21 protein-coding genes are annotated in these 24,548 nt (G+C 69.6%); 5 read left to right on the forward strand and 16 right to left on the reverse strand.

Annotation, left to right across the window (positions count from 1 at the left end; all coding sequences use genetic code 11):
* Positions 1-41: 41 nt before the first annotated feature.
* From C996_RS0103010 to treY, 3 genes are read right to left on the reverse strand one after another with little or no spacing between them, the layout of a single operon-like run.
* A complete protein-coding gene (locus C996_RS0103010; RefSeq protein WP_018865987.1) occupies positions 42-1,871 on the reverse strand; it encodes a glycoside hydrolase family 15 protein in 1,830 nt (609 codons plus the stop codon).
* A complete protein-coding gene (treZ, locus tag C996_RS0103015) occupies positions 1,868-3,646 on the reverse strand; it encodes a malto-oligosyltrehalose trehalohydrolase (RefSeq protein WP_018865988.1) in 1,779 nt (592 codons plus the stop codon). The genes C996_RS0103010 and treZ overlap by 4 nt, the downstream gene beginning before the upstream one ends.
* Positions 3,643-6,366 carry a malto-oligosyltrehalose synthase gene (gene treY, locus C996_RS0103020; protein ID WP_018865989.1) on the reverse strand — a complete coding sequence of 908 codons (2,724 nt, stop codon included), beginning with the start codon at positions 6,364-6,366 and terminating at the stop codon, positions 3,643-3,645. The genes treZ and treY overlap by 4 nt, the downstream gene beginning before the upstream one ends.
* A 226-nt stretch (positions 6,367-6,592) precedes the next feature.
* Between treY and C996_RS0103025 the strand changes: the two genes are divergently transcribed.
* Both C996_RS0103025 and C996_RS0103030 read left to right on the forward strand, forming a co-directional pair.
* A complete protein-coding gene (locus C996_RS0103025) occupies positions 6,593-7,069 on the forward strand; it encodes a hypothetical protein (RefSeq protein ID WP_018865990.1) in 477 nt (158 codons plus the stop codon).
* Positions 7,070-7,166: 97 nt separating this feature from the next.
* Positions 7,167-7,481 carry a hypothetical protein gene (locus tag C996_RS0103030; RefSeq protein WP_018865991.1) on the forward strand — a complete coding sequence of 105 codons (315 nt, stop codon included), beginning with the start codon at positions 7,167-7,169 and terminating at the stop codon, positions 7,479-7,481.
* A 110-nt stretch (positions 7,482-7,591) separates the two neighbouring features.
* Here C996_RS0103030 and ettA read toward each other — a convergent pair whose 3' ends face one another.
* Positions 7,592-9,259, reverse strand: a complete 1,668-nt coding sequence (ettA, locus tag C996_RS0103035; RefSeq protein ID WP_018865992.1) for an energy-dependent translational throttle protein EttA — start codon at positions 9,257-9,259, stop codon at positions 7,592-7,594.
* Between the two features lie 179 nt (positions 9,260-9,438).
* On the opposite strand from ettA, the gene crcB reads away from it, so the two are divergent.
* Positions 9,439-9,837 carry a fluoride efflux transporter CrcB gene (gene crcB / locus C996_RS0103040; RefSeq protein ID WP_018865993.1) on the forward strand — a complete coding sequence of 133 codons (399 nt, stop codon included), beginning with the start codon at positions 9,439-9,441 and terminating at the stop codon, positions 9,835-9,837.
* Positions 9,834-10,250, forward strand: coding sequence for a CrcB family protein (locus tag C996_RS0103045; protein WP_018865994.1), 417 nt, complete (start codon positions 9,834-9,836; stop codon positions 10,248-10,250). Before crcB ends, C996_RS0103045 begins: the two co-directional genes overlap by 4 nt.
* Before the next feature lie 77 nt (positions 10,251-10,327).
* Here C996_RS0103045 and C996_RS0103050 read toward each other — a convergent pair whose 3' ends face one another.
* Genes C996_RS0103050 through C996_RS0103060 form a run of 3 tightly spaced genes read right to left on the reverse strand, consistent with a single transcriptional unit; the run spans position 10,328 to position 15,411 of the window.
* On the reverse strand, positions 10,328-11,260 hold the full coding sequence (locus C996_RS0103050) for an isoaspartyl peptidase/L-asparaginase family protein (RefSeq protein WP_018865995.1): 933 nt from the start codon (positions 11,258-11,260) through the stop codon (positions 10,328-10,330).
* Positions 11,236-12,681, reverse strand: coding sequence for a sialidase family protein (locus C996_RS0103055; RefSeq protein ID WP_018865996.1), 1,446 nt, complete (start codon positions 12,679-12,681; stop codon positions 11,236-11,238). The genes C996_RS0103050 and C996_RS0103055 overlap by 25 nt, the downstream gene beginning before the upstream one ends.
* 21 nt (positions 12,682-12,702) lie before the next feature.
* Positions 12,703-15,411 carry a cation-transporting P-type ATPase gene (locus C996_RS0103060; RefSeq protein WP_018865997.1) on the reverse strand — a complete coding sequence of 903 codons (2,709 nt, stop codon included), beginning with the start codon at positions 15,409-15,411 and terminating at the stop codon, positions 12,703-12,705.
* 152 nt (positions 15,412-15,563) lie between these two features.
* On the opposite strand from C996_RS0103060, the gene C996_RS0103065 reads away from it, so the two are divergent.
* Positions 15,564-16,469, forward strand: coding sequence for an alpha/beta hydrolase (locus tag C996_RS0103065; RefSeq protein ID WP_018865998.1), 906 nt, complete (start codon positions 15,564-15,566; stop codon positions 16,467-16,469).
* A gap of 87 nt (positions 16,470-16,556) precedes the next feature.
* Here the strand turns inward: C996_RS0103065 and C996_RS0103070 are convergent, their stop codons facing one another.
* From C996_RS0103070 to C996_RS0103110, 9 genes are read right to left on the reverse strand one after another with little or no spacing between them, the layout of a single operon-like run.
* Positions 16,557-18,275 (reverse strand): complex I subunit 5 family protein, encoded by a 1,719-nt coding sequence (locus C996_RS0103070; protein WP_018865999.1) that lies wholly within the window; start codon positions 18,273-18,275, stop codon positions 16,557-16,559.
* A complete protein-coding gene (locus C996_RS0103075) occupies positions 18,272-19,792 on the reverse strand; it encodes a complex I subunit 5 family protein (protein ID WP_018866000.1) in 1,521 nt (506 codons plus the stop codon). The genes C996_RS0103070 and C996_RS0103075 overlap by 4 nt, the downstream gene beginning before the upstream one ends.
* Positions 19,792-21,276 (reverse strand): complex I subunit 5 family protein, encoded by a 1,485-nt coding sequence (locus tag C996_RS0103080; protein WP_018866001.1) that lies wholly within the window; start codon positions 21,274-21,276, stop codon positions 19,792-19,794. The genes C996_RS0103075 and C996_RS0103080 overlap by 1 nt, the downstream gene beginning before the upstream one ends.
* Positions 21,273-21,701 carry an NADH-quinone oxidoreductase subunit K gene (locus tag C996_RS0103085; protein WP_018866002.1) on the reverse strand — a complete coding sequence of 143 codons (429 nt, stop codon included), beginning with the start codon at positions 21,699-21,701 and terminating at the stop codon, positions 21,273-21,275. Before C996_RS0103085 ends, C996_RS0103080 begins: the two co-directional genes overlap by 4 nt.
* Positions 21,698-22,693: a hydrogenase subunit MbhD domain-containing protein gene (locus C996_RS0103090; RefSeq protein WP_018866003.1), complete on the reverse strand. Its 996-nt coding sequence runs from the start codon at positions 22,691-22,693 to the stop codon at positions 21,698-21,700. Before C996_RS0103090 ends, C996_RS0103085 begins: the two co-directional genes overlap by 4 nt.
* Positions 22,690-22,986, reverse strand: coding sequence for a monovalent cation/H(+) antiporter subunit G (locus C996_RS0103095; RefSeq protein ID WP_018866004.1), 297 nt, complete (start codon positions 22,984-22,986; stop codon positions 22,690-22,692). The genes C996_RS0103090 and C996_RS0103095 overlap by 4 nt, the downstream gene beginning before the upstream one ends.
* Positions 22,976-23,302, reverse strand: a complete 327-nt coding sequence (locus C996_RS0103100) for a monovalent cation/H+ antiporter complex subunit F (RefSeq protein WP_018866005.1) — start codon at positions 23,300-23,302, stop codon at positions 22,976-22,978. The genes C996_RS0103095 and C996_RS0103100 overlap by 11 nt, the downstream gene beginning before the upstream one ends.
* Positions 23,299-23,862, reverse strand: coding sequence for a Na+/H+ antiporter subunit E (locus C996_RS0103105; protein ID WP_018866006.1), 564 nt, complete (start codon positions 23,860-23,862; stop codon positions 23,299-23,301). The genes C996_RS0103100 and C996_RS0103105 overlap by 4 nt, the downstream gene beginning before the upstream one ends.
* Positions 23,863-23,901: 39 nt before the next feature.
* Positions 23,902-24,441 carry an invasion associated locus B family protein gene (locus tag C996_RS0103110; protein WP_018866007.1) on the reverse strand — a complete coding sequence of 180 codons (540 nt, stop codon included), beginning with the start codon at positions 24,439-24,441 and terminating at the stop codon, positions 23,902-23,904.
* Between the last annotated feature and the right edge of the window lie 107 nt (positions 24,442-24,548).

The following is a 24,548-nucleotide window of genomic DNA, read 5'->3' on the forward strand; positions in this document are numbered from 1 at the left end:
CGGGCCCGGGGCCGTTCTGCATCCGGCTGTGGCTCGGGCCTTCAGGGCCCGTTGGTACTGGCGTTCTTTAACGCCCGTGCAAGCTTGATGCCGGTCGCGATCAGGCCGACGTGGCTGAAGGCCTGCGGGAAGTTGCCGAGGAAGGTGCCGCTGGTCGGGTCGATCTGTTCCGGCAGCAGGCCCAGGTGGTTGGTGCGTTCGCACAGCGAGTCGTAGAGTGCCTGGGCCTCGTCCAGGCGACCCTGTCCCAGCAGGTTGTCCACCAGCCAGAAGCTGCACAGCACGAACGCACCCTCGTGTCCGGGCAGGCCGTCCGGGGACTCCTCCGGCAGATAGCGGTAGAGCAGGCCATTTCCGGCACCCAGGCGTCGCACGACGGCCTCGGTGGTGGCGATCATCTTCGGGTGATCCGCGGGAATGACACCGCGCCCCGGCAGGGCCAGCAGGCTCGCGTCAATGCCACCGCCACCCAGATGCTCGGTGAGGCTCTGGAGTTCGGGATCCCAGGCCTGCTCCAGGATCGCTTCACGGATCTGCTGCGCCTCGGCCCGCCAGAGGGCACTGCTTCCTTCCATGCCATTGGCTTCGGCCAGCGCGGCCCCGCGTTCCAGCGCGACCGCGCAGAGGGCGGCGGAGTAGGTAAAGGGGCGTCCGGCCGTGCGCACTTCCCAGATCCCGTGGTCGGGATTTTTCCACTCCGTGTTGGCGGATTCGACCAGGCGTCTCAGGCGCCCCCACAGGTGATCGTCCAGCGTGCCGCCCCAGCGTACCCAGCGCCAGGCGCAGTCGAGGATCTCGCCGAACACGTCATGCTGACGCTGCTCCACTGCGCCATTCCCCCAGCGTACGGGACCCGAGCCGCGGTAGCCCTCCAGTTCGGGGTCGCTGCGCTCGGGTTGAGGGAGGTGGCCGTCCACGTCGTACAGCACGCGTGGCCAGCCTGCGCGATCCACCGCGTCCAGGGCCCAGCCGATGAAACCGGCGGCCTCGTGGGTCATGCCGATATCGCTCATCGCATAGACCGAAAACGCCGCATCACGGATCCACGCGTAGCGGTAATCCCAGTTGCGGGGGCCGCCGATCGCCTCCGGCAGGGAAGATGTGGGGGCCGCGATCATCGCCCCGGTGGCGGTGTAGTCCATCAGCTTGAGGGTGACCGCCGAGCGGCGGACGAGGACTTCCCGCGGACCTTCATAATCGAAGTGCCGCATCCATCGTCTCCAGACCAGCAGCGTGGCCTCGAGCAGTTCCTGCGGGGTGCGGGCCTGGAACCGGTGCGTATGCGGCCCCCAACCGAGCAGCAGGTGATGCTGCTCGCCGGCCTCGAGCTCATGCAGGCTGTCCAGCGCCGCCAGTGGCAAGGAGGCACTCAGCGCCAGGTCCAGATCCGGCTGGTGGTGCAGGGCCAGGCGCAGGCCGGCGCCATGCGGCGCAACGCTCGCGCCACCGCGGGGCGCGATCTGCACCCGCAGGCGTACCCGGCCCTCCAGCACCTCGATCCGGCGCAGGAGTTCGTTGCGCCCGGCGGGGGCGTCCTCGGAAAGGTCCGCCCCCGCGCGCAGGGGGAGGCAGTCGGTGATGCGAACCCGGCCTTCCGGGCCGGTCATCTCGGTAATCAGCACGGCGGTGTCCGGGATGTAGCGCTGGTGCGAGGCGAGCAGCGGTTCCGGGGCCACGCGGAAGGCACCACCGCGCTGATGGTCCAGCAAGGCGCAGAACAGGGGCTCGGAGTCGAAGCGGGGCACGCACATCCAGGGGATGGCGCCGTCGCGCCCAACCAGCGCGGCGGTGGTGCAATTCCCGATCAGGCCGTGATCCTCGATGGGCAGGTAGCCGTCGATGCGTTGTACGGGGCGGTCGGACAGCGTCACTGCATCACTCCCTCGCCACGCAAGGTGGCCCACGTGGATCGGTCAGTCCCCAGGATCACCACGGATTCGCCGGGCAGGCTCAGACGCTCCGCCTCCACCACGATACCCGCATCGGAACACAACAGGCTGTGCAGCCTCCGGGCCCCCGGGCAGTCCAGGCGTTGCGGGGCCGGGGTCAGATTGCAGGCCAGCAGCAGGCCCGGTCGCTGCATCTGCAGCCAGCGCGCCGCTTCGTCGAAGCGCACCTCGATCGACTCCAGGCGGTCAGCGGCGAAGGTCCAGTGGGTGTGGCGCAGGGCGATCAGCGCGCGATACCACCGCAGGATCCGGGCATGGGGTGCGCGTTCCCGCTCGTCCCAGTCCAGCCGGGAGCGTACGAAGGTCTCGCGGGATTGTGGATCGGGGATGTCGCGGGGATCGCGCAGGAAGGCCGCGAACTCGCGCTGGCGGCCTTCGCGGATCGCCCGTCCGAGCTCGGCATCGACATGATCGGTGAAATACAAAAACGGGGCGGTGGCCGCCCATTCCTCGCCCTGGAACAGCAGGGGCACGAAGGGACTGGTCAGCACCAGGGCGGCCCCGATCTCCAGCAGGCCGGGGGCGAGTTGCGCACCGATGCGGTCGCCGCGCGCCCGGTTGCCGATCTGGTCATGGTTTTGCAGGCAGCCGATGAAGCGCCGCCCGGGCAGGTCGGACGCCGGGCGACCGTGGGTTCGCCGACGGTAGGGCGAGTAGCGGCCGTCGTAGGCGAGGCCCCGGGTCAGCACCCGGGCGAGATCCGCGAGGTCCCCGAAATCCGCGTAGTAGCCGTCGGACTCGCCGGTCAGCAGGGCATGCAGGGCGTGGTGGAAGTCCTCGTTCCACTGCGCGTCCAGGCCGTAGCCGCCGACCTCCACCGGCCGGGTCACGCGCGGGTCGTTGCGGTCGTTCTCCGCGATGATCACCAGGTGTCGTCCGAGCTCACGCCCCAGGTGCTGCACCTCGGCGGCGAGTTGTTCGAGGAAATGGGTGGCCGAGGTATCCACGATCGCGTGCACCGCGTCGAGGCGCAGGCCGTCGAGGTGGTAGTCGCGCAGCCACATCCGGGCGTTGTCGATGAAGAAGCGGCGCACGGCATCGCTGTCCGGGCCATCGAGATTGATGGCTTCGCCCCAGGGGGTCTGGTAGCGGTCGGTGAAGTACGGGCCGAACTGCGCCAGGTAGTTGCCGTCCGGGCCGAGGTGGTTGTAGACCACGTCCAGCAGCACCGCGATGCCCCGGCGGTGGCAGGCATCGACCAGACGTTTCAGACCTTCGGGGCCCCCGTAGGCGTGATGCGGGGCATACAGGTTCACCCCGTCGTAGCCCCAGCCGCGCGCGCCGGGGAATTCCGCCACTGGCATCAGTTCCAGATGGGTCACGCCGAGCGCGGCCAGATGGTCCAGCCGCTCGGTCACGCCGTCGAAGCTGCCGGCCGGGCTGTAGGTGCCGACGTGGATCTCCTGGATCACCGCCGCGGCCAGCGGCGGCGCCTGCCATCCGGCGTCGTGCCAGACGAAGCGGGCATGGTCCAGCCAGCGCGACGGGCCGTGCACGCCCTGCGGCTGCCAGGCGGAGCGCGGATCGGGGAACGGGCCGTTGCCGTCGACGCGAAAGGCGTAGTCGCTGCCGTGCACCACGTGTTCTGTCTCCAGCGACCACCAGCCATCCGCCTGGCGGTCCATCGGCATGTAATTGCCCCCGCATTCCAACTCGACCCGATTCGCCTCCGGGGCCCACACGCGCACGGTCGTCATGGCGTGGCCTGCTCGCGTTCGAGGAGGGCCACCGGAAACGTTGCCAGGATCTCCGCGACCGGGTGTTCGCCGCCTTGCAGCGTCATGCCGGACAGGCGGTTGCGCCAGATGCCGGAGGGTACCGTCATCCGAGTGTCGCGCCAGTCGCCCCCCAGCCCGAGCACCAGACGCGGTACCAGCACCAGCGCCCCTTCGCCGCGCAGGTAGGCGATCACGTGACTGGCGCGTTCGCCGCTGGCGCGCAGTGGGGTGTACGCGGCATCCGGGCCGAACCATTCCGGGTGACGTCGGCGCAGGGCCAGCGCCTGCTGCACCACCCACTGCTTGGGCAGGCCCGCGTCCGCGCGCGCCTGAATCTGTGCCGGGCTCAGGTGCTCAAGTTCTTCCAGCAGCCGGGCACGCGTGGCGAAGTCCACCGGGTGGCGGTTGTCCGGATCGACCAGGCTCAGGTCCCACAGTTCGCTGCCCTGGTAGAGGTCCGGGACCCCGGGGGCGGTGAGCTTGATCAGCGTCTGCGCCAGGCTGTTGGTGCGGCCGGGGGCGACCAGCGGCCGCAGGAATGACTCCAGCGCCTCGCGAAACCCGGGGTCTTCCAGGGTCCCGGCCACGAACGCGCGCAGGGCCTGTTCGTAGTCCTCCTGGGGCTGGGTCCAGCTGGTTTGCTGCTTGGCCTCGCGTGCGGCCTTTTCCAGGTAGGCCGTCATGCGCTCGGCGTCGATCGGCCAGGCGCCTACCAGGGTCTGATAGTAGAGATACTCGATCGCCGGGTCCGGCCATTCACCGGTGCGGTGGCGTGCGTTCTGGTGCATCCAGCCGCGCACGCCTGTGGCCCATGCCTCCGGGATCTCCGAAAGCAGCAGCAGCCGGGCGCGCATGTCCTCGCTGCGCTTGGTGTCATGGGTCGAAGTGGTCAGCATGGCCTCGGGGTGTTGGGCCCGGGCGCGGGCGCTGGCCGCGTGGAATTCGTCCACCGATAGCCCGAAGCGGCCGGGGTTACCGCCGACCTCGTTGAGGGCCGTCAGGCGGTGGAAGCGGTACAGCGCGGTGTCCTCCACGCCCTTGGCCATCGCCGGGCCGGTCAGCTGCTGGAAGCGCAGGGCGAGCTCGGTCTCGCGCTCGCCGGGGATGCGCAGCAGGAGCAGGTCGCGCAGGAACTGCAGCAGTTCGCTGTCCAGTTCCGGGCGGCGCGTGGCGGCCTGCTCGATCGCCATCTCGACATGGGCGATGTCGGCTGCCATCACGCCACCTTCGCGCGGGGCGAGGTAGGTGCGGTAGACCGGGAAGCAGGCGGCCACCTCCAGCAGGGCGAGGTACAGCTCGTGGCGGGTGTAGTCGCGGTGGCGCCGGTGTTGCTCGCAGATCGCCACGAACAGCGAGCTCAGGCGGTTCAGCTCGCTGCCGAGCAGGTCCTTCAGCACCTGGCGCTTGCATTCGTAGATCAGCCCCGGGTAGTCGGCGTCTTCGCCCGTGATCTCCTCGAACAGCCGCGTCAGCGGGGCCTCGCCGGTCGGGTCCACGAACAGCCCTTGCACGCGGTTGAGGAAGTCGTAGCCCGTGGTGCCGGCGATTGGCCAGTCGCGCGGCAACGGCTCGTCGGGCTCGAGGATCTTTTCGGCGACGATCCAGGTGCCTGGACAGGCGCGGCGCAACTGGCTGAAGTACTGCCCGGGGTCGCGCAGGCCATCCGGATGGTCGACCCGCAGGCCGTGCACCGAACCTTCCGCCACCCAGCGCACCGGCAGTGCATGCACGGCCTGGAAGACGTCCTCCCGCTCCTGGCGCAGCCCCGCCAGGTCATTGATGTCGAAGAACCGGCGGTAGCCGAGGTCGCGCCCGGCGGTGCGCCACCAAGCCAGCCGGTAGTTCTGCTTCTCGATCAGCGCGTCCAGGGCATCGGGGTCGGCGTTGATCCGGGCCACCTCGGCCGCGATGGCCTCGCCGGCCGCCGGGTCGTCGCGGGTGATTTCGTCCAGCAACTGGCGAATGACGCCCTGGTCGCGGTGCCGGCGTTCTGCGGAATCGGGCCCGGTGAGCCAGGGCTGCGGGAGGCGGGCACAGGATTCCGCGAGAAAGCCCAGAAAATCGATGCCCGTGGCGCGACCGGCGCGGTCGAGCAGGTCATTGAGCGAGGATGGATCCAGCGGGAAGCGGTGCTCGTAATAGGCCAGGTCGAACAGTCCGCCCTCGTATTGCAGCCGGATCTCGCCAGCCTCGAGGACGCGGCCGTAATGATCGCCCAGCACCGGGAGCAGGACCTTGTTGGGCCAGCGCTCCTCGGAAGACTCCCAGTCCACGTCGAAATGCATCGCGAACCGGCTGGACGGGCCGTTCTCCAGCACATCCCACCACCACGGGTTCTGGTCTCCGGCCACCGCCATATGGTTGGGTACGATGTCCAGAACCAGCCCCATCCCGGCGGCCTCCAGCGCCGCGCACAGGCGCTGGCGCGCCGCCTCGCCGCCGAGTTCGTCGTTGACCCGGGAGGGGTCGACGACATCGTAGCCATGGGTGCTGCCGCGCACCGCCTGCAGGATCGGCGAGAGATACACGTGCGAGATGCCCAGCCGCGCCAGATAGGGGACGACCTCGGCGGCGTCGTCCAGCGTGAAGCCCGGGTGCAGCTGCAGGCGGCAGGTCGCGATGCGTTCGGGCGGCAGGCGCTGCCCTTCGCGGCACTCGGCGGCGTCCGCGCTTGCTGTGCTGCCGAAGGATTCCTGCATCGCCCTCCGCCCCGACGCCCGACCGGCCCGCGAACGGGGCCCTGCTCAGCGACTGCGTCATGTGAATATGGACCAGATTCCGGGGGAAGGGAATGCATGCCCGACCGCAAGCAGCCATCGGCGCAGCGCCAGCGGTTGAGAGCGACCCCCTGCCGGGCCTCGGGGGGTGCGCAGTGGAATGGGGTAAGCTTCCATTCCGTACCCATCCCTGCAAAGGAGTTCCCGCATGCGTCGTGCGCTGGTATTGCCTGGCGGTTTGCTGTCGGTGTTGGCCGTTTCTCTGGTTTCCGTGAATGCGCAAGCGGCCGAGGCCGCGACCCTGATCCTGGATGGCGAGGAATACGTGCTGGAGATGGAGGTCTGCGATTTCTCCGGTGATGCGGATGATCGCTACCAGACGCTGGTGGCGCGCGCCGATACTGACCGCGGTCCGCTGCGGGTGTTTGCTTCGCGCAACGAGGTCGCCGGGATGCTGACGCATTCGATTTCGGCCCAGTTTGGCGATTTTCGTGCGGGGGGCGAGGTGCTGGAGGCCAATCGGACGCGCATGGGCGGGCAGTGGATCAGCGCCGCCGGCGGTGCGTCGGAGCCGCTGATCCGGATTGATGGCGGTGAACTGCATGCCGAAGGCCGGTTCGTCGATACCGGGATGACCACCGAGCCAGTGGACGGGCGCCTGACCGCGAGCTGCGATCGCCGATAAGGTTGGCGGAGCGGCTGCGGCCGCTGCATCATTTCCCAGCTGTTGGGCGTGCATCCGCCTGACCCCCTGACGTGTCGAATTTCAGGAGGCCTCCGGGATGATCAAGGAATCGGACTGGAAACGGTTCAGCCAGTTGAAGAAGACCGCGCTGGATCGCTACTGCGAGCGCGCCCTGGCCGATTGCCGGGCGGCAATGGAACAGGAAGACCGCTCGAATCACGAACGCTTTCTGGATCTCTATCAGCAGCTGAACGAAGCGAACGAGCGGCTTGCATTCATCTTCGATGGCCATGCCCGCTCGAAGGCGCTGGATCAGTTCCTGTGTATGCGGCGCGAAGGGCTGATCGAAGATGCAGAGCTGGAAGGCTTTACGGAGGCATTTCTGGAGCAGACCCGGCCGATTCGCCCGTAGCCTCGGCGCAGGCCGGCCCGATGCAGCAGGCATTGGCGATGACCATATGGCCAATGTTCCGGGGGCGGAAAGACGAAGGCCCGGCGGGTGCCGGGCCTTCGGGGGGTAGGTCAGGAGGCGAGTCGCTTGTATTTGACCCGGTGCGGCTGGTCGGCCTCGGCGCCCAGGCGCTTGTGGCGGTCTTCCTCGTATTCCTGGTAGTTGCCGTCGAAGAACACCACGTTGCCGTCCTCCTCGAACGCGAGGATGTGGGTGGCGATGCGGTCCAGGAACCAGCGGTCATGCGAGATCACGATCGCGGAGCCGGGGAAGTCCAGCAGGGCCTCTTCCAGCGCGCGCAGGGTCTCCACGTCCAGGTCGTTGGTCGGTTCGTCGAGCAGCAGGAAGTTGCCGCCGCTTTGCAGCAGCTTGGCGAGATGCACGCGGTTGCGTTCCCCCCCGGACAGTTCCTTCATGCGCTTCTGCTGGTCGGTGCCCTTGAAGTTGAAGCGGCCGACGTAGGCGCGTGACGGCATCTGGAAGTTGCCGACCTGGATGATGTCCTGGCCGTTGGAGATTTCCTCCCAGACGGTCTTCTCGTCCTGTAGCGCGTCGCGGCTTTGGTCCACGTAGGCCAGCTGCACGGTCTCGCCCAGCTCGATCGAGCCGTCGTCCGGCTGGTCCTGCCCGGCAATCATGCGGAACAGGGTGGTCTTGCCGACGCCGTTCGGGCCGATTACACCGATCAGCGCGCCGCGCGGCACGGAGAACGACAGGCCCTGGTAGAGCACACGGTCGCCAAAGTGCTTGGACAGGTTCTCCACCTCCAGCACCTTGTCGCCCAGGCGCGGGCCCGGCGGGATGTAGATCTCCTTGGTCTCGGAGCGCTTCTGGTAGTCGGTGGAGGCGATCTCCTCGAAGCGCTTCAGCCGCGCCTTGCTCTTGGCACCCCGGCCCTTCGGGTTGGAGCGCACCCACTCGAGCTCGGATTCCATCGCCTTCACGCGGGCGGCCTCGGCCTTTTCTTCCTGCTTCAGGCGCTTTTCCTTCTGTTCCAGCCACTGCGAGTAGTTGCCCTGGAACGGGATGCCCTGGCCGCGGTCCAGCTCGAGGATCCAGCCGGCCACGTTGTCGAGGAAGTAGCGGTCATGGGTGACGGCGACCACGGTGCCCTGGAACTCCTGCAGGAAGCGCTCCAGCCAGGCCACGGACTCGGCGTCCAGGTGGTTGGTCGGCTCGTCGAGGATCAGCATGTCCGGGCTGGACAGCAGCAGGCGGCACAGCGCCACGCGGCGGCGTTCCCCCCCGGACAGGGTCTTCACGTCGGCATCCCACGGCGGCAGGCGCAGGGCGTCCGCGGCCACCTCCAGCTTGCGCTCGAGGTTGTGGCCATCGGCGGCCTCGATCTTCGCCTCCAGCTCGCCCTGCTTGGCGGCCAGGGCGTCGAAGTCCGCATCCGCCTCGGCGTAGGCGGCATACACCTGATCCAGCTCGGCCAGCGCCTCCTTGATCGGGGCTACGGCCTCCTCGACGTTGCCGCGCACGTCCTTGCTCTCGTCGAGCTGCGGCTCCTGCGGCAGGTAGCCGATGTTGATGCCCGGCTGCGGCCGCGCCTCGCCGACGATCTCGGTGTCCACGCCCGCCATGATGCGCAGCAGGGTGGATTTCCCCGCACCGTTGTAGCCCAGCACGCCGATCTTGGCGCCCGGGAAGAAGTTCAGGTTGATGTCCTTGAGGATGTACTTCTTCGGCGGGACGATCTTGCCCACGCCGTTCATCGTAAAGATGTACTGCGCCATGATGCTCCTGCGACCTAAGCGGTTTGAATGAGGGGCGGGCCACTGACGGCCCGCACTGCGCCCGCACTTTACCATTCTGACGAGGGTGAAGCCCGAATGCCGCCGGATTTCGACGCCTGCCCGCGCGCTGGCCGGCCAGGGCGCTCGACAGGTTGGGCGGTGCCGCTGACAATGGCGCCATGATCGCGTGGTGGGAGGGCCTGTTGCTGGTGGGAGCCGGGGGTGCGCTGGGGGGGCTGGCGCGCTTCTGGCTGTCGCAGTGGATCGACAACCGCACCGGGGGCGGCCGCTTCCCGTGGGGGACATTGGCGGTGAATGCCTCCGGTGCGCTGCTGATCGGGCTGGCGCTGGGATGGGCATCGGGGCCGGCGCTGGCCTCCGGGCTCTGGCTGCTGCTGGTGGTGGGTGTGCTCGGCAGCTTCACCACGGTCTCCTCGTTCAGCCTGCAGGTGGTCGGGGTCGCGGAGCAGGACGGCCTGCGCCCGGCGCTGGTCTACGTCCTGCTGACCCTGGGCGGGGGGCTGGCGCTGGTGGCCATCGGGCACGCGCTGGGCCGCCTGGCAGGGGGTGCGGCGTGACCGGGTTTTCGCTGCGGCTCTCGCTGTTCGTCGCGCTGGGGGCCGCGCTCGGCAGCATGGCGCGCTACGGCGTCTCCTGGACCGGGCTGCACCTGGCCGGAACCGGCTTTCCCTGGGACACGCTGGCCGTGAACGTGGCCGGGTCGTGGCTGATCGGGCTGTATGCGGTGATCAGCGCGCCGGGCGGTTGCCGCCCGGCCGACCCGGTGTTTCGTCACTTCATGCTGGCGGGGGTTTGCGGCGGTTTCACGACCTTCTCGGTGTTCAGTCTCGAAAGCCTGTGGCTGATGCAGTCGGGTGCTGCAGGCCGCGCTGGGCTTTATGTGGCCGTGTCACTGGTGCTGTGGATCGCCGGCGTGTGGGTGGGCAGCCGCATGGGGCGGCGCTGGAACGCCACTGCGGCGCAGGGTTGAACCCCGCGGGGCGTGAGACTAAGTGCCGTTTCACGACCCGCGCGTCGGGTGATTCCGCGGTCGCTGGCGTGGCCCGGTCAACGGGCCGGCGGTTCGATGCGCGTCCGGCTCGGGCCCGCGTGTTCGATCCAGCCGTGGAGCATGCGCGGGGTGGTGGTGCCGGCCGCGCAGCGCCCGTTGCGGTCGATCACGATGGCCCCGCCGTAGCCCGCGAGCCGCTCCCGCAGGCGCTGCAGGCTCGCGTTCAGGGCCTCGGCGGCGCTCAGTCCAAGATATTCGACACGGTCGGCCAGTTCCCGGGCAAACACACTGCGCAGGAAATGCTCGCCATGCCCGGTCGCGGAGATGGCGGCGCTGTGATCGTCCGCATAGACGCCGGCACCCGGGATCGGCGAGTCCCCGACACGACCGGGGCGCTGGCCGGTCATCCCGCCGGTGGAGGTTGCCGCGGCCAGATGGCCGTGGCGATCGCGCGCGACCGCGCCGATAGTCCCGGGCGCGGGTTCGTCATGATCCAGTGTGACCCGGCCCTGGCACAGGGCGCGCTCCAGCTGTTCCCGCCGCTGCGGGGTGATCAGGGTCTCCTCGTCCACCTGCGGCATCCCGATCTCGCGGGCGAAGCTGGCGGCGCCGTCCGCGACCAGCAGCACATGTTCCCCGTCGTCGAGGATCGCCCGCGCCAGGCGGATCGGGTTGGCAATGCCGCGAACCGCGGCGACGGCCCCCGCAGCGAGAGCCGCGCCATCCATGATCGCGGCATCCAGTTCCACGCTCCCGTCCCGGGTCAGGGCGGCCCCGGTGCCGGCGTTGAACAGCGGGTTGTCCTCGAGCCGCGCCGCGCAGTACTCCACGGTATCCAGGGCGGTATCGCCCCGCGCCAGCCGCTCGCGACCGGCCTCCAGTAACGCGTGCAGCGCGGCGTGGTAGCGGCCGGCGGTCTGTGGATCCCCGGCCTCGCGGATCTGCCCGGCGCCGCCGTGAATCATCAGCGAGAAGGGTTCGGATGGCATCCGCCCTCCTCGATCTGGCCGCGGATCAGCAGGATGTCGCTGTGGCTTGCCGGGATGAAGCGGCTCTGAGCAATCGCGATAGCCCCGTGGCGGTTGACCGCCATGCGCCGTTTCAACTGCCCCTGCAGGCCCCCGCTGTAGGGGGTGTCGAGTGTGCCCGGGACCGCCTCGACAGGCCCGAACCGCGCGGACTTCAGCGGCGCGTGGGTGAATGCCAGGCCCCAGGGCCGATCGGTCGGGTGGGGATAGCGCTGCCAGACCAGATACAGACACCGGTCGTCCCGGGCCAGGGTCGGGAAGCCGCCCGGCCAGTCCTCGGCGTCGAGCCGGGTAGGCGCTGCAAAGTCCAGGCTGTCGGCATCTGCGCGACTGACGTGCACGCGGCGGAAATGGGGCTGCCGGTAATCCTCCAGGTCGTTGGCCGGGATCGCCCCGAAGGCCAGGTGAACAACGCCCTCCGCGTCCACCACCAGCGTCGGGGCGTCGGCATGGCCCGGGTGCTCCAGCGCGGTGGCCGGTTCGGAAAAGCCGGCGTCCAGGTTGTTCGAGTGGGCGATCCGGATGTCTGCGTACGGACTGTCACCCTCCGACCAGGCCAGCAGCACGCGACCGGATGGCGCCTGTGCCAGGGTCGGGGCGCGGGCCGGCACCGCGGGGTCCGGGTTGACGGTCACGGGTTCGGCGAAGGAGGCGCCATGATCCGCGGAATAGGTGACACGCAGCGGACCCTGGTACTCGGTCCAGGCCGCGACCACCTCGCCGGCGGTCGTCAGCAGCAGGTCCAGGCTGCCGTTGTCCCAGCGCTGTGCGGTGATGCGGCCCTTGCCGGCGCCGTCGCGCGAACGGGACAGGTTCTGGTGCTCCTCGAACGAGCGCCCCCCGTCGCGGGAGCGGGCGTACAGGATCTCGCCGCCGTGGTCGCCGCCGGTAAACAGGATCTCCTGCCACAGCAGGTGCACGTCGAAGACGTCGGCGTCGTCCGGCGTCGGTTCGACCGCGATCCGCGGCAGCCAGGAAAAGGTGCCCGGCTCACCACTGATCCGGGTCGGTCGCTCGAAGACCGCCCGGCCGTCGCGGTCGTAGCGCTGCAGGAACAGGGCCTGCTGCGCCTGGTCGGCCCAGACGACCAGCGCGTCGCCATGGTCATTGATCGCCACCGAGGCATCGTCGACATAGCGAAAATCCGAGGCGTTCATGCGCCAGGGGCCGCGGAAGGCCTCGCCGCGCGCGACCTCGACCGGCTCCTCCCAGGCGACCCGGGATTCGGGTGCGTCTCCCGCCAGGGCCGCTGGCCCCCACAGGGCAAGGGCGAGCGCGCACAGGGGGGCCAGCGAGGCCCCGGTCGGGTGCAGCGCAGGGGGCGTATGAACGCTGGCGTTGGGGGCGGGGTATCGAGTTACGGGCGTGTCTGTCGCGGCCATGGGCAGCCTCCCGGGAATACCCTACTGGTGGGGGTTGAAGTCGCGCCGGCGCAGCAGCGTCTTTTCGAGTTCGACCAGGGTGAACAGGATCAGGCCGAAGGCGAGGATGCGCAGCCATTCCTCCGGCCCGATGGCGGTGGTGCCGAACAGCAGCTGCAGCGGCGGGGCGTAGGTGAACAGGCCCTGCAGCACGATCAGCACGCCGACCGCGATCAGTACGGGGCGGCTACCGAACAGGCCCGCCCGGTTCAGTGCCGGCTCCAGGATGTAGCGGCTGTTGAACAGGAAGAACAGCTGGCCCATGACCAGAGTGTTGATGGCCACGGTGCGTGCGAATTCCTCCGCCACGCCCTGCTGCTCCAGCCACAGGAAGTGGCCGAAGGTGCCGGCCACCAGCAGCGCGGAGACGAAGCCGATGCGCCAGAGCAGGAAGCCGGACAGTAGCGGCGTGTTGGGTGGCCGCGGCGGGCGCTGCATGGTGCCGGGTTCGGTGGGCTCGAAAGCCAGGGCCAGGGCCAGGGTGACCGCGGTGACCATGTTGACCCACAGCACCTGTACCGGCGTCAGCGGCAGGGTGAGGCCGAGCAGGATCGCGGCGACGATGGTGAAGGCCTGGCCGCCGTTGGTGGGCAGCAGGAACAGGATGGCCTTCTTCAGGTTGTCGTAGACGGTGCGGCCTTCCTCCACCGCGTTGGCGATGGAGGCGAAGTTGTCGTCGGCCAGCACCATCTCCGAGGCCTCGCGCGCGGCCTCGGTGCCCTTTACGCCCATGGCCACGCCGACGTCGGCGCGCTTGAGCGCGGGGGCATCGTTGACGCCGTCGCCGGTCATCGCGACCACGTCGCCGTGGCTCTGGATCGCGCGCACCAGGCGCAGCTTGTGCTCCGGCGTGGCGCGGGCGAACACGTCCACATGCCGGACCTGCTCCGCGAGCTCCGCGTCGCTGGCGCCTTCCAGCTCGTGCCCGACCACCACGCCGCCCTCGGTGCTGATGCCCAGCTCGTCGGCGATCGCGCGCGCGGTCACGCCGTGATCGCCGGTGATCATCTTCACGCGGATGCCGGCCTCCTGGCAGTGGGCCACCGCCTCGATTGCCTCCTCGCGTGGCGGGTCGATGATCCCGCAGACCGCCACCAGGGTGAGCCCGCCATCCTCGATGTCGGAGAACTCCAGTTCCTGGCGGTGATCCTCCATGCGCCGGGTGGCCAGGGCGAGCAGGCGCTGGCCGCGCGCGGCGACGCCGTCCATCCATTGCTGCCAGTGCTCGGCGTCCAGGGGCGCCTCGCCATCGGCGGTACGCTGCTGGCTGCATACGGCCAGCACGCGTTCCGGCGCCCCCTTGAGAAAGACGAAGGCGCCGCCTTCATGGTCATGGTGCAGGGTGGCCATGAACTTGTAGGACGACTCGAACGGGATCACGTCGTCCCGCACGAAGCGCTCGTTGATTGCCTTCGGCTCCAGTCCGCCCTTCATCGCGGCGACGATCAGGGCCCCCTCGGTCGGGTCGCCCTCCATGGTCCACCGGTCGTCCTTCAGATAGACCTCGGCATCGTTGCACAGCAGGAGGCCGCGCAGGACCTCGGCCAGCAGGGGATCGGCCTCCGGGTCCGCCTCCTGGCCGTCGCGGGTAATGCCGCCGTGCGGCTCGTAGCCGACCCCGCCCAGCTCGTACTCCGCCTGCGTGGTGATGATGCTCTTCAGCGTCATTTCGTTGCGGGTGAGGGTGCCGGTCTTGTCCGAGCAGATGGTGGTGACGGAGCCCAGGGTCTCGACCGCCGGCAGGCGGCGGATGATCGCGTTGCGCGTGGCCATGCGCTGCACCCCGATCGCCAGGGTGATGGTCATGATCGCCGGCAGGCCCTCGGGGATCGCCGCCACCGCCAGGCTGACCGCGGCGAGGAAGGTCTCCACCAGGTCGTAGTCGCGCACCCAGTAGCCGAAGGCGAAGGTCGCCGCCGCCAGGACGCCGATGGCCACCGACAGCCAGCGGCCGAACTGGGCGATCTGGCGCAGCAGCGGGGTGGTCAGGGTCTCCACCTCGCCGATCAGGGTGGAGATGCGGCCGATCTCGGTATCGGCCCCGGTGCCGACCACCACCCCGCGGCCCTGGCCAAAGGCCACCAGCGTGCCGGAATAGGCCATCGAGCGGCGATCGCCGAGGTCGGATGCGGCCGCCACCGGCTCGCTCTGCTTGTCGCTGGCGACCGATTCGCCGGTCAGCGCGGCCTCGTCGATGCGCATGTTGTGCGCCCCGGTCAGGCGCAGGTCCGCCGGGACGCGGTCCCCGGCCTGCAGATACACGATGTCGCCGGGGACCAGCGTCTCTGCGGGAATACTGTGGCGCTGGCCGTCACGCAGGACCTGGGCGCGGGGCGAGAGCATCCCGCGGATCGCGTCCAGCGCCTTCTCCGCCTTGCCCTCCTGGATGAAGCCGATGATGGCGTTGATCAGCACCACCCCCAGGATGACGCCGGTATCCAGCCAGTGACCAAGGAACGCGGTACCCACCGCCGCGGCGATCAGCACGTAGATCAGCACATTGTGGAACTGCAGCAGGAAGCGCCGGACGGGGCCGGTGCGCGCGGCCTCCGGCAGGCGGTTGGGGCCGACATCCTGAAGCCGCCGTTCCGCGGCGGACGAGGCGAGTCCGTGCGCGTCCGTCTCCAGACGCCGGAGCACTTCGTCGGTCTTCAGGGCATGCCAGTCGCGTGACGGGTCGCGATCGCTCATGGGTCTCCCGGAGATGTATCACCCAGTGGATCCGGACCTGCTTATCATGCGCCGGCGCGGCCCGCGCTGTCAGGCCATGGCGCGCAGCCGGGGTGGAATTTTCCCAGCGCGAACGAGTCTATTTCCGGACGACTCAATAACAGGAGGTTCCCATGTCTCGCTGGATTGCCACGGCTGCCCTGACAGTGGCCGGATTGGTCGCGGCCTCGAACGTGATGGCGGCGGAGAAGGTTACGCTGGAACACGATGACCGAACCCTGATCGGTCATATGAAGGAGGGCATGGGGGCGAGCCCCTCCGACGGGGTGGTCTTGATGCTGCACGGCACCCTGGCGCACGGGCGCATGGAGGTGATGGCCGCGGTGCAGGATCTGCTGGCGGACCATGGTCTGAATACCCTGTCCGTCAATCTGAGCTACGGCATCGACGCGCGCGAGGGGATGTTCGAATGCGATGCCCCGGTGCGTCACGGCGTCGATGACCATCTGCAGGAGTTGAGCCTGTGGCATCAATGGCTGCAGGACGAGGGCTATGGTCCGGTCACCCTGTTCGGCCACTCGCGCGGTGGCAACCAGGTGGCCCGCTACCTGACCGAGCATGACCCGGACGGCATCCGCGCCCTGGTGCTGGTGGCCGCGTCCACCTTCGACGAGGACGAGGCTGCGAGCGAGTACGAGGAACAAAGCGGTATGCCGCTTCAGGTGCTCCTGGATCAGGCCCGCGAGCTCCAGCGCATGGGCCAGGAAGAGACCCTGATGGAGGACGTGCGTTTCCTCTACTGCGAGGAGCTGGACGTGACCCCGCGCGCTTTCCTCGGCTACTACGAGCCGACCCGCCAGAACGACACCCCGACGGTGATCCGCGGGATGCAGATCCCGACGCTGGTGATCACGGGTTCCGAGGACGACGTGGTGCCGGACCTGCCGGAGAAGGTCGAGGCGGTGAAGGACAGCGGTGACATCACCCTGATGACCGTGGACGGCGCGGGGCACTTCTTCCGTGACTTCTTCGCGGACGACGTGGCCGACTTCACCGCGGACTTCATCGATCAGAACTGAGCTCCAGCCCGCAATAGGAACGGCGCCTGAAGGCCGGCCCGGGGCAGTCCCGGGCCGGCCTTTTTCGTGCCTCGCTCGAGGGCGGCCTTATCCGGCGAGCAGCGTCAGGTAGAGCCCGAGCATCGCTGCGGAAAACAGCAGCCCGATGGTCTCCCAGCGGGTCAACATGCGCTCGGCGGCCTCCAGGCGACGGCGCGCGCCCAGGCGCAGCGCACGCATGCGGGCCGGTATCCGGGGTGGCCAGGGCCCCGGCAATGCCAGGCGGCGTCGAGTGCGGCGGGCGCCGTCCCAGGCGGCCTCGGCCAGCACGGCCAGATCCCCCTCCGGCACGCGCGGGGTCTCGCGGTCGCGAACCCCGCGCCAGGCCAGAAGGGCTAGGCCCAGCCCCAGCATGACCGGCCACAGCAGGGACGAGCCGTACAGGTCATGGACGCTCAGGGGCAGGGCCGTGGGGCCGGCCAGCAAGGTTGCGAGCGGGAGCAGGAGTGCCATCAGCGAAAGGCCGCCCCAGGCCCACCAGCGCGGTCGGTCGAGGCCGTCGGCCGCGGTCTCGAGATCCGCCCGCCAGCGCCACAGGAAGCGCAGTAGCAGCACCGTGGTGCCGGCCGCCGCGAGGGTCAGCAGCCACTCGGTATGGGCCAGCCAGCCCGACAGGGCCTCCGCCGCCAGCGGCTCCTTCAACGCGTTCTTGGCCAGCGCGCCACTGGTGAAGGGCAGGCCCGCCAGGGCCAGCGCCGGCAACAGCGTGAACAGTGCAAAGGCGGTCCGCGCCGGGCGGGTGACCGGCCACTGCCGCTGCATGCCGGCGGTCAGGAACAACGCCCCCTTGGCCAGGCCATGATGCACGGCGTACAGCGTGACCGCTGCCAGCAGCCAGCCGCGCGCCTCCGGCAGCAGCAGGGCGAGGCCGATACCCGTGGTCATCAGCCCCATCTGCGAGATGCTGGAGTAGGCGAGCAGGGTCTTCGGCCGTACCTGCAGCACCCCGACCAGTACGCCGAGGAAGGCCGCCGCCAGGCCCAGCAGGACCAGCGCCTCGCCCAGCACGGCGTGGCCGGCGGCGTCGATTGGCAGCAGGCGCATCCAGCCCAGCAGGCCGGCCTTGATCATCGCCCCGGACAGCACGGCGCTCGCGGGTACCGGTGCGGCCGGGTGGGCCAGCGGCAGCCAGAAATGCAGCGGTAGCATGCCGGCCTTGATGCCGAGCCCCAGGACCAGTAGGACCAATGCCCAGCCCTCGGGGCGCGCCGCGGCCACGGCCGCCAGGCTGGACTGCCCCGCCGCATGGACAGCCAGTACCAGACCCGCGAACAGCAACACCTCGCCCATTACCGCGAGGATCAGATACACCCGTCCGGCCCGCCAGGCCTCCGGCTTGCCGGAATGGATCACCAGTCCGTAGGCCGACAGGCTCATCAGGGAAAAGAACAAATAGAAGGCGATCGCGTCCTGCGCCAGGATCAGGCCCAGGTTGCCGGCCAGGGCCAGCAACCAGAACACATAGAAGCGATGCCGCCGGGGATCGTCGCGCCGATCGGAGAGCGCGAACAGCCCGGCGGCCAGCCACAGGCCCGCGGTCAGGCCCAGGAAGGCCCGGCCGGTCGGGTCGACCGCCAGGTGGGTGCCCATCAGCAGGCCGGAGAGGGTCGCCTCCAGCCCGGGCGGGGCCAGGGCGGCCAGCGCCAGGCCGGGGAGCGCCGCCCAGGGCACCAGGCGGTTCAGCCGCGCCCGCCCCGGACGCAGGCCAATGAACACCGCCAGCAGCAGCGGCACGAGCGGGACGGTCAGCAGCGCGGCCCCGCTCACAGCCCGAACTCCGGCAGCGCATAGTCACGCTGGACGATCAGGCTGACCCAGCCGAGCGGGCTCAGCCCCAGCCCGGCAAACAGCCCGACCAGGAGCCCCAGCGCGGCGGTAAAGACCACCGGGAACAGCAGCATCCAGTGGGTCTCGAAGCGGGTCGGGCCGGCATGGGCCTGCAGGGGTTCATGCCACGGCTCGCGGCGCTCGCCCAGCCAGCCCCGGATCACCGGGGGCAGGAAATAGGCCGCGTTCAGCAGGCTCGACAGGACCAGCACTCCGAGGATCCAGGGCATGCCGGCCTCCAGCGCCCCCAGCCCCAGGTGCCACTTGGTCACGAAACCGGCCAGGGGCGGCAGGCCGATCATGCCCAGCGCGCCCGCGGTAAACGCCAGCATGGTCAGCGGCATGCGCCGGCCCACGCCGTCGAGCTCGCTGATGCGATGGATGCCCAGGGTCTCGGCGAAATTGCCGGCGCAGAAGAACAGTGTGATCTTGGTAATGCCCTGGTGCACCAGGTGTACCAGCCCGCCGATGACCCCCAGGGGCCCGGCCAGCGCGACGCCCAGGATGATGTAGGAGACCTGACTCACGGTGGAGAATGCCAGGCGCTGCTTCAGGTCGTCGGTGCGCAGGGCCTGAATGGAGCCATAGATGATCGTGACCGCCGCGATCACCAGCAGCCCGGCCGTCAGGCCCAGCTCGATCGCCAGTTCCGCCCCGTAGACATCGTTGACCACGCGGATGATGCCGAAGGCTCCGGCCTTGACCACCGCCACCGCGTGCAGCAGCGCGCTGACCGGCGCCGGCGCGACCATGGCGATGGGCAGCCAGGAGTGCAGCGGCACCAGCGCGGCCTTGACCCCGAAGCCGACCATCAGCAGCACGAACAGGACCTGCAGCGTCACCGAGTGAGTCTCCGCGAGGCCTTCGAGGTAGCCGCCCGGGGTAAAGCCCTCGGCCCCGGCCAGCAGCGTGAGCCAGACGATGGCCGTGAACAGCACCAGCCCGCTGGTCAGGGTGTAGCCGAGATAGAGGCGTCCGGCCCGCAGGGCCGCCGGCGTGCCGCGGTGAACCACCAGGGGCCAGGTCGCGAGGGTCAGGATCTCGTAGAAGATCAGGAAGGTGATCAGGTTGCCGGACAGGGCAATCCCCACCGTCGCGCTGACGCACAGGGAGAAGAAGCCGAAGAAGCGGCTGCGTCGCGGTGAGCCCTCGAGGTAGCCGATGGCGTAGACCGTGGTTACGAACCACAGCACGGCCGAAAGGCTGGCGAACAGGAGCGACAGCGCATCGGCCGCGAGCACCAGGTCGATGCCGGGCATCAGCGGCAGACTGAAGTGGTATTCGTCACCGCGCAGTACACCCGCCAGCAGCACCCCGACCAGCGCCAGCTTGGTGCCGGCGCCGCCCAGGTTCAGCGCGGTGCGCAGGCCCTGTCGGTGCTCCGGCAGGAAGAAGATCGCGATGCCGGGTCCCAGCGAGCTGAACAGGATCGCGAGCAGCAGCCAGCCACCGTCCATCACGGGGCCCCCGGGGTCAGGGCAAGGGTGTTCAGCGTCAGCACGCCGGCCAGCCCGGCCAGCGCCGCGACCGTGGCCAGAGCCAGCGGGACCCAGTCCATCCACGGTGACACTGCCTCGCCGGCGTCGCGGCGGCCGCGATGAAATGCCGGGGCCACCATGCGCAGCACGTAGGCCGCCGCCAGCAGCCCGCCGCCGGCGATCGCCAGCACCCACAGCACGCCGATCAGGCTGCCGGCGAGGACCGTGCCCAGGCCGGCCTCCAGCAGCAGGTACTTGGCGATGAAGCCACCGGTGAACGGCAGCCCCATCAGGCTGACCCCGGCCAGTCCCAGGGCGAACACCGTGCGCGGCCGGGCCCGGAGTACCGCGCCCAGCTCGGCCAGGCGGTCATGCCCGGCGGCGTGTTGCAGGGTGCCCGCGGCCAGGAACACCGAGGCCTTGGCCAGGGCATGGACCACCGCGAAGAACACCACCACCCGCCAGGCGCCCGGGTCCACCAGCATCAAGGGGAAGGCGACCAGCAGATAGCCGAACTGGGCGACCGTGGAATAGGCCACGATGGATTTGAGCCGCCCCGCGCGCAGCGCCTGCAGCGAGCCCCAGATCAGCGCCCCCACCCCGAGCAGCCCGACCAGGATGCCGAAGGCCGGGGTCGCCAGCGGGGCAAACACCCCCATCCACAGCCGCAGGATCAGGTAGAACGATCCCGTGACCACCAGCCCGGAGAGGACCGCGCTGACCGGTGCCGGGGCTGACCCATGGGCCGGCGCCAGCCAGACATGCAGCGGGAACAGGGCGGCCTTGAGCATCAGGCCCGCGGTCATCAGCACCGCCGCCATGCGTTCCGTCGGGCCCGCTTCGGTACGGGCCTCCAGCAGCACCAGATCGAGTACCCCGTGTTCCCCGAACAGCAGGACCACGCCCATCAGGAAGCTGAGCGAGCCGAGGATGTTGACCAGCAGGTAGCGCACCGCGCCGGAGACCGCGGCGGCCGTGCCGGTGAAGGCCACCAGGGCGACGGCCGAGAGCGACACCACCTCCAGGGTGATGTACAGGTTGAAGGCATCGCCGGAGAGAAACAGCATGTTGAGCCCGGCCCATAGCCACAGCCACAGGGGCCAGAACTGGCGACGCTCGATGCGGTCGTGCACGTAGCCGAGGCTGTAGAGGCTGGTGGCCAGGGCCACTACGGCGGTAAGCACCAGCAGGGTCATGGACAATCCGTCCAGCTGCAGCATGAGCCCCAGCGGGGCCTCCCAGCCGCCCAGGGCCACCCGCGTCGCGGCGGTCTCCGGGTCCGGCCCGGCGTGCAGGAAGGTCGCGCTCAGACCCAGCACCCAGGCCGTCACCGCGAGCGCGCCCAGCAGGCCGATCCGGTGGGCCTGGCGCGGCCATGCCGTTGCCAGCACGGCCACTCCCAGTGACAGCGCGACCAGTCCGGCGCTCCCCGCCGGGAGCCATTCGGGGTTTGCCGGGATCACGCCGACCGGTCCTCGCCGGCGGACGATTCGGCCGGACCCCCATCCGCGTGGTGCTCCTCGCGCGAGATGTCCTCCACCGGGGCGTCGTCATCGGGCGGCCCGGGCAGCATCACTGCGTGGCCGGTCAGCCGCGTCAGGTGCACCACCAGGGCCAGGGCGAAGGCGGTTGCGCTGACCGCCACCACGATGCCCGTTAGCGTCAGGGCCTGCGCCACCGGATCCGGCGGGCCCTCGCCGCGGGCGGCGACACCCAGCAGCACCATGAATACGCCCGAGCCCATGATGTTCAGGGCCAGGATGCGCAGTACCAGGTGGTGGCGGCGGATCAGCCCGTACAGGCCCAGGGCGAACAGGATCGCACCCCCGGTTGGATACAGCAGGCCCGGGGCCAGGGTGTGCGCGACGGTCTCCGCCAGCCCGTTCATGTGTCGTCTCCGGCCGGGCGGCCGGCCACGAACAGGGCCACCAGGGTCAGGGCAATGGACAGCGTCGCCGCCACCTCGATCAGGATGATGAGCGGATAGGCCCACGCGTCGGCGTAGCCGAGAAAGCCGTGCCCGGCGACGAGCCCATAGGTCCCCACCAGCAGGAACAGCGCGACACCCGCGGTGATCCCCAGACGCAGCGGCGCCCCGGGGGCCATCGGCAGTTGTCGTGGTCGGGCCAGCACCAGCAGTATGCCGGCTGCCCCGAGGATCGCCCCGGCCTGGAAGGCTCCGCCGGGGGCGTGGCTCCCGGCCCACAGCACGTACACCCCGGTGACGATCGCGACCGGTACCAGCAGCCGCAGGGTGCCGGGCAGGATCGGGCCCGGGGCCGGGCGGGCCGGGATCAGGTCGTGCCGCCCCAGGGACCACGCGCCCAGCAGCGCGATCAGCACGATCGCCAGTTCCAGGAAGGTGTCGTACGCGCGGAAGTTCAGCAGCACCGCGGTGATCGGATGATCGACCCCGGAGACGTCCATGTGCGCATCCACCACCGGCTCCAGCCCGACGGACTGCGGCTGGTGCCACAGCGCGGTCACCAGCAGGCCGCCGACCACCAGGGCAAAGGTCAGCGCGGGGAGGAAGGTCCGACGTTCGGGCGGCGGGTCATGCAGGGCGCGCAGCAGGGCATGGGGCCCGGTGGGGTCGGGCGGTGGCGTATGCGGCCGCCCGCTGCGGCGCTCGGCCATGATGCTGCGCAGGCGCTCCAGCGTCACCAGCAGCAGGGCGCCGGTGATGCCTGCGCCGATGGCCGCCTCGGCCAGCGCGATGTCCGGCGCCTCCAGCCGCACCCAGGCCAGCGCGAGCAGCAGCCCGAAGGTGATGAACAGCACGACGGCCCGGAACAGGTCGGTGCTCGCCAGGCAGCGCCAGGCCACCCCGACGATGCCGGCCAGCAGGACCAGATCGAAGAGGACCAGCAGGGCGTTCATCGGTCCGACTCGAACTCCCCGTGGGTCCAGGTGCGTTGCGCGACCATGTGCGCGGCCGTGGTCCCCGCCGCCAGTACCAGCACCCAGATCAGCAGCAGCTTCAGGATGTCCGCCGGTCCGCCGGCCTGGAACATCAGTCCGAGTATCACCAGCCCGAGCCCGACGTTGTCGGCCTTGGTCAGGGCGTGCAGGCGCGAATAGACATCGGGAAAACGCAGCAGCCCGGCGGTGCCGGCCGCGAAGAACACCAGTCCGGCGAGGATCAGGATCACGGTCAGTGCATTAGCGATCATCGTGGGGCCTCTCGGGGCCGGGGGTGTCCGGCGGCTGGCGGTGGATCGGGGTATCCGGTGGTTCCGGCAGGCCGTGCTGGCGGACGAAGGCCACTGCGGCCACGACGGCCAGCAGGGCGAAGACCAGTGCCACGTCCACCAGGGCGGATGCCTCCAGTGCCAGCGACAGGAGCAGCAGGATCGTGACCCCGGTGGTGCCGAACAGTTGTGCAGCCAGCATGCGGTCGCCGGAACCCGGACCGCGCAGCACGCGGACCAGTCCGAGCAGTATGGTGCCGAGCAGGAACAGGGCGGCGGCCAAATAGAAGAGGCTCATGGAGCGGCTCCGTCGTCACTGGCGCGGCGGTCACGCGGGTCGTGGAATGCCTTGCGGATTCGTTGTTCCAGGGCGATCAGTGCCGCCCGTGTATCGGCGTCACGGTCCAGCACATGCAGGGTCAGCAGGCGCCCCTCCAGGCGTACGCTGAGCGTGCCGGGCAGCAGACTGACGACCGCCATGAACAGGGTCAGGGGCGGGCCGTGGGCCAGCTCCGTGCGGTAGCTCAGGAAGTCCGGGCGGATCGGCAGGCGCGGGTGCAGGGCGCGGCGGGCGACGTCCAGCCCGCCGAGGAACGAGCTGCGCAGGAAGAACCCCAGCAGGCCCGGAAGCGCGCCGGGTCGCAACGGCAGCGGCCGCCCGGCCGGCAGCAGCAGGCTCGCGACCGCGGCCAGGATGATTGCGAGCAGGGCCAGGGGTTCCAGCAGGGCGGCGCTGCCGGCCAGGACCCACCAGAGCAGTGCGGCGGCCGCGGCGGTGGCCAGTGCCCGCCGTGCCCGCGACCGGCCGCGACCGGCAAATCTGCGGCCGGAATGGGACGGGACCGAGGCGCGCGCCATCGCGTGATCGCTGGGTGGGGTCGCTGGTGACGCCGCCGGTTATTGCAGCTGGTTGCTGGCGTCAGTGAAGCCCATCAGGGATACGTCAAACACGAACGGCTGTTCCTGGTGCAGGGCACGGAAGGCGACGGTCAGGGCCTGTCCGCCGCGCAGCGCGCTCATCTGTTCGCTGTTCAGTTCGCGCCCGGCGACGCAGCCCTGCTGCACGCAGGTCACGTAGCCCGCATCCATCTCTTCGCCCGCATCGTCCACCTGCATACGGATGCCGGGGCGCAGGTCGACGCCCAGCGGTACCAGGATCTCGATGATGTGCTGGTCGCCCTCGCGGCGTACGGTCGCCTGCAGGAACAGCCCCTGCGCCTGCTCGTCCTGGATCTCCAGCGTCTGCTGCATCCGGCAACGCTCGCCCTGTGGCGTCTCGATACAGGCGACCTCCCAGTCCTGGTGGATCGTGGTCTCCGGCTCCTGCTGCTGCATCTGTTGTTGCATCTGCGGGTCGGCCTGCTGGGCCAGCGCCAGGCCGGGCAGGAGAAGAAACAGGGCCGGGATCAGGCCCGCGCGCAGGGGGCGGATAGTCATTCGGTGTGCTCCGGAACTTGTATTCAGCCGTACAGAATGGCCAATGGCGGCCCTCGGTCGCAACCGTGGCCGGGAGAACTACAGACCGTCCTGACTGATGCATGTTC

This window comes from Thioalkalivibrio sp. ALE25 (genome assembly GCF_000377285.1).
Classification (GTDB): Bacteria; Pseudomonadota; Gammaproteobacteria; order Ectothiorhodospirales; family Ectothiorhodospiraceae; genus Thioalkalivibrio.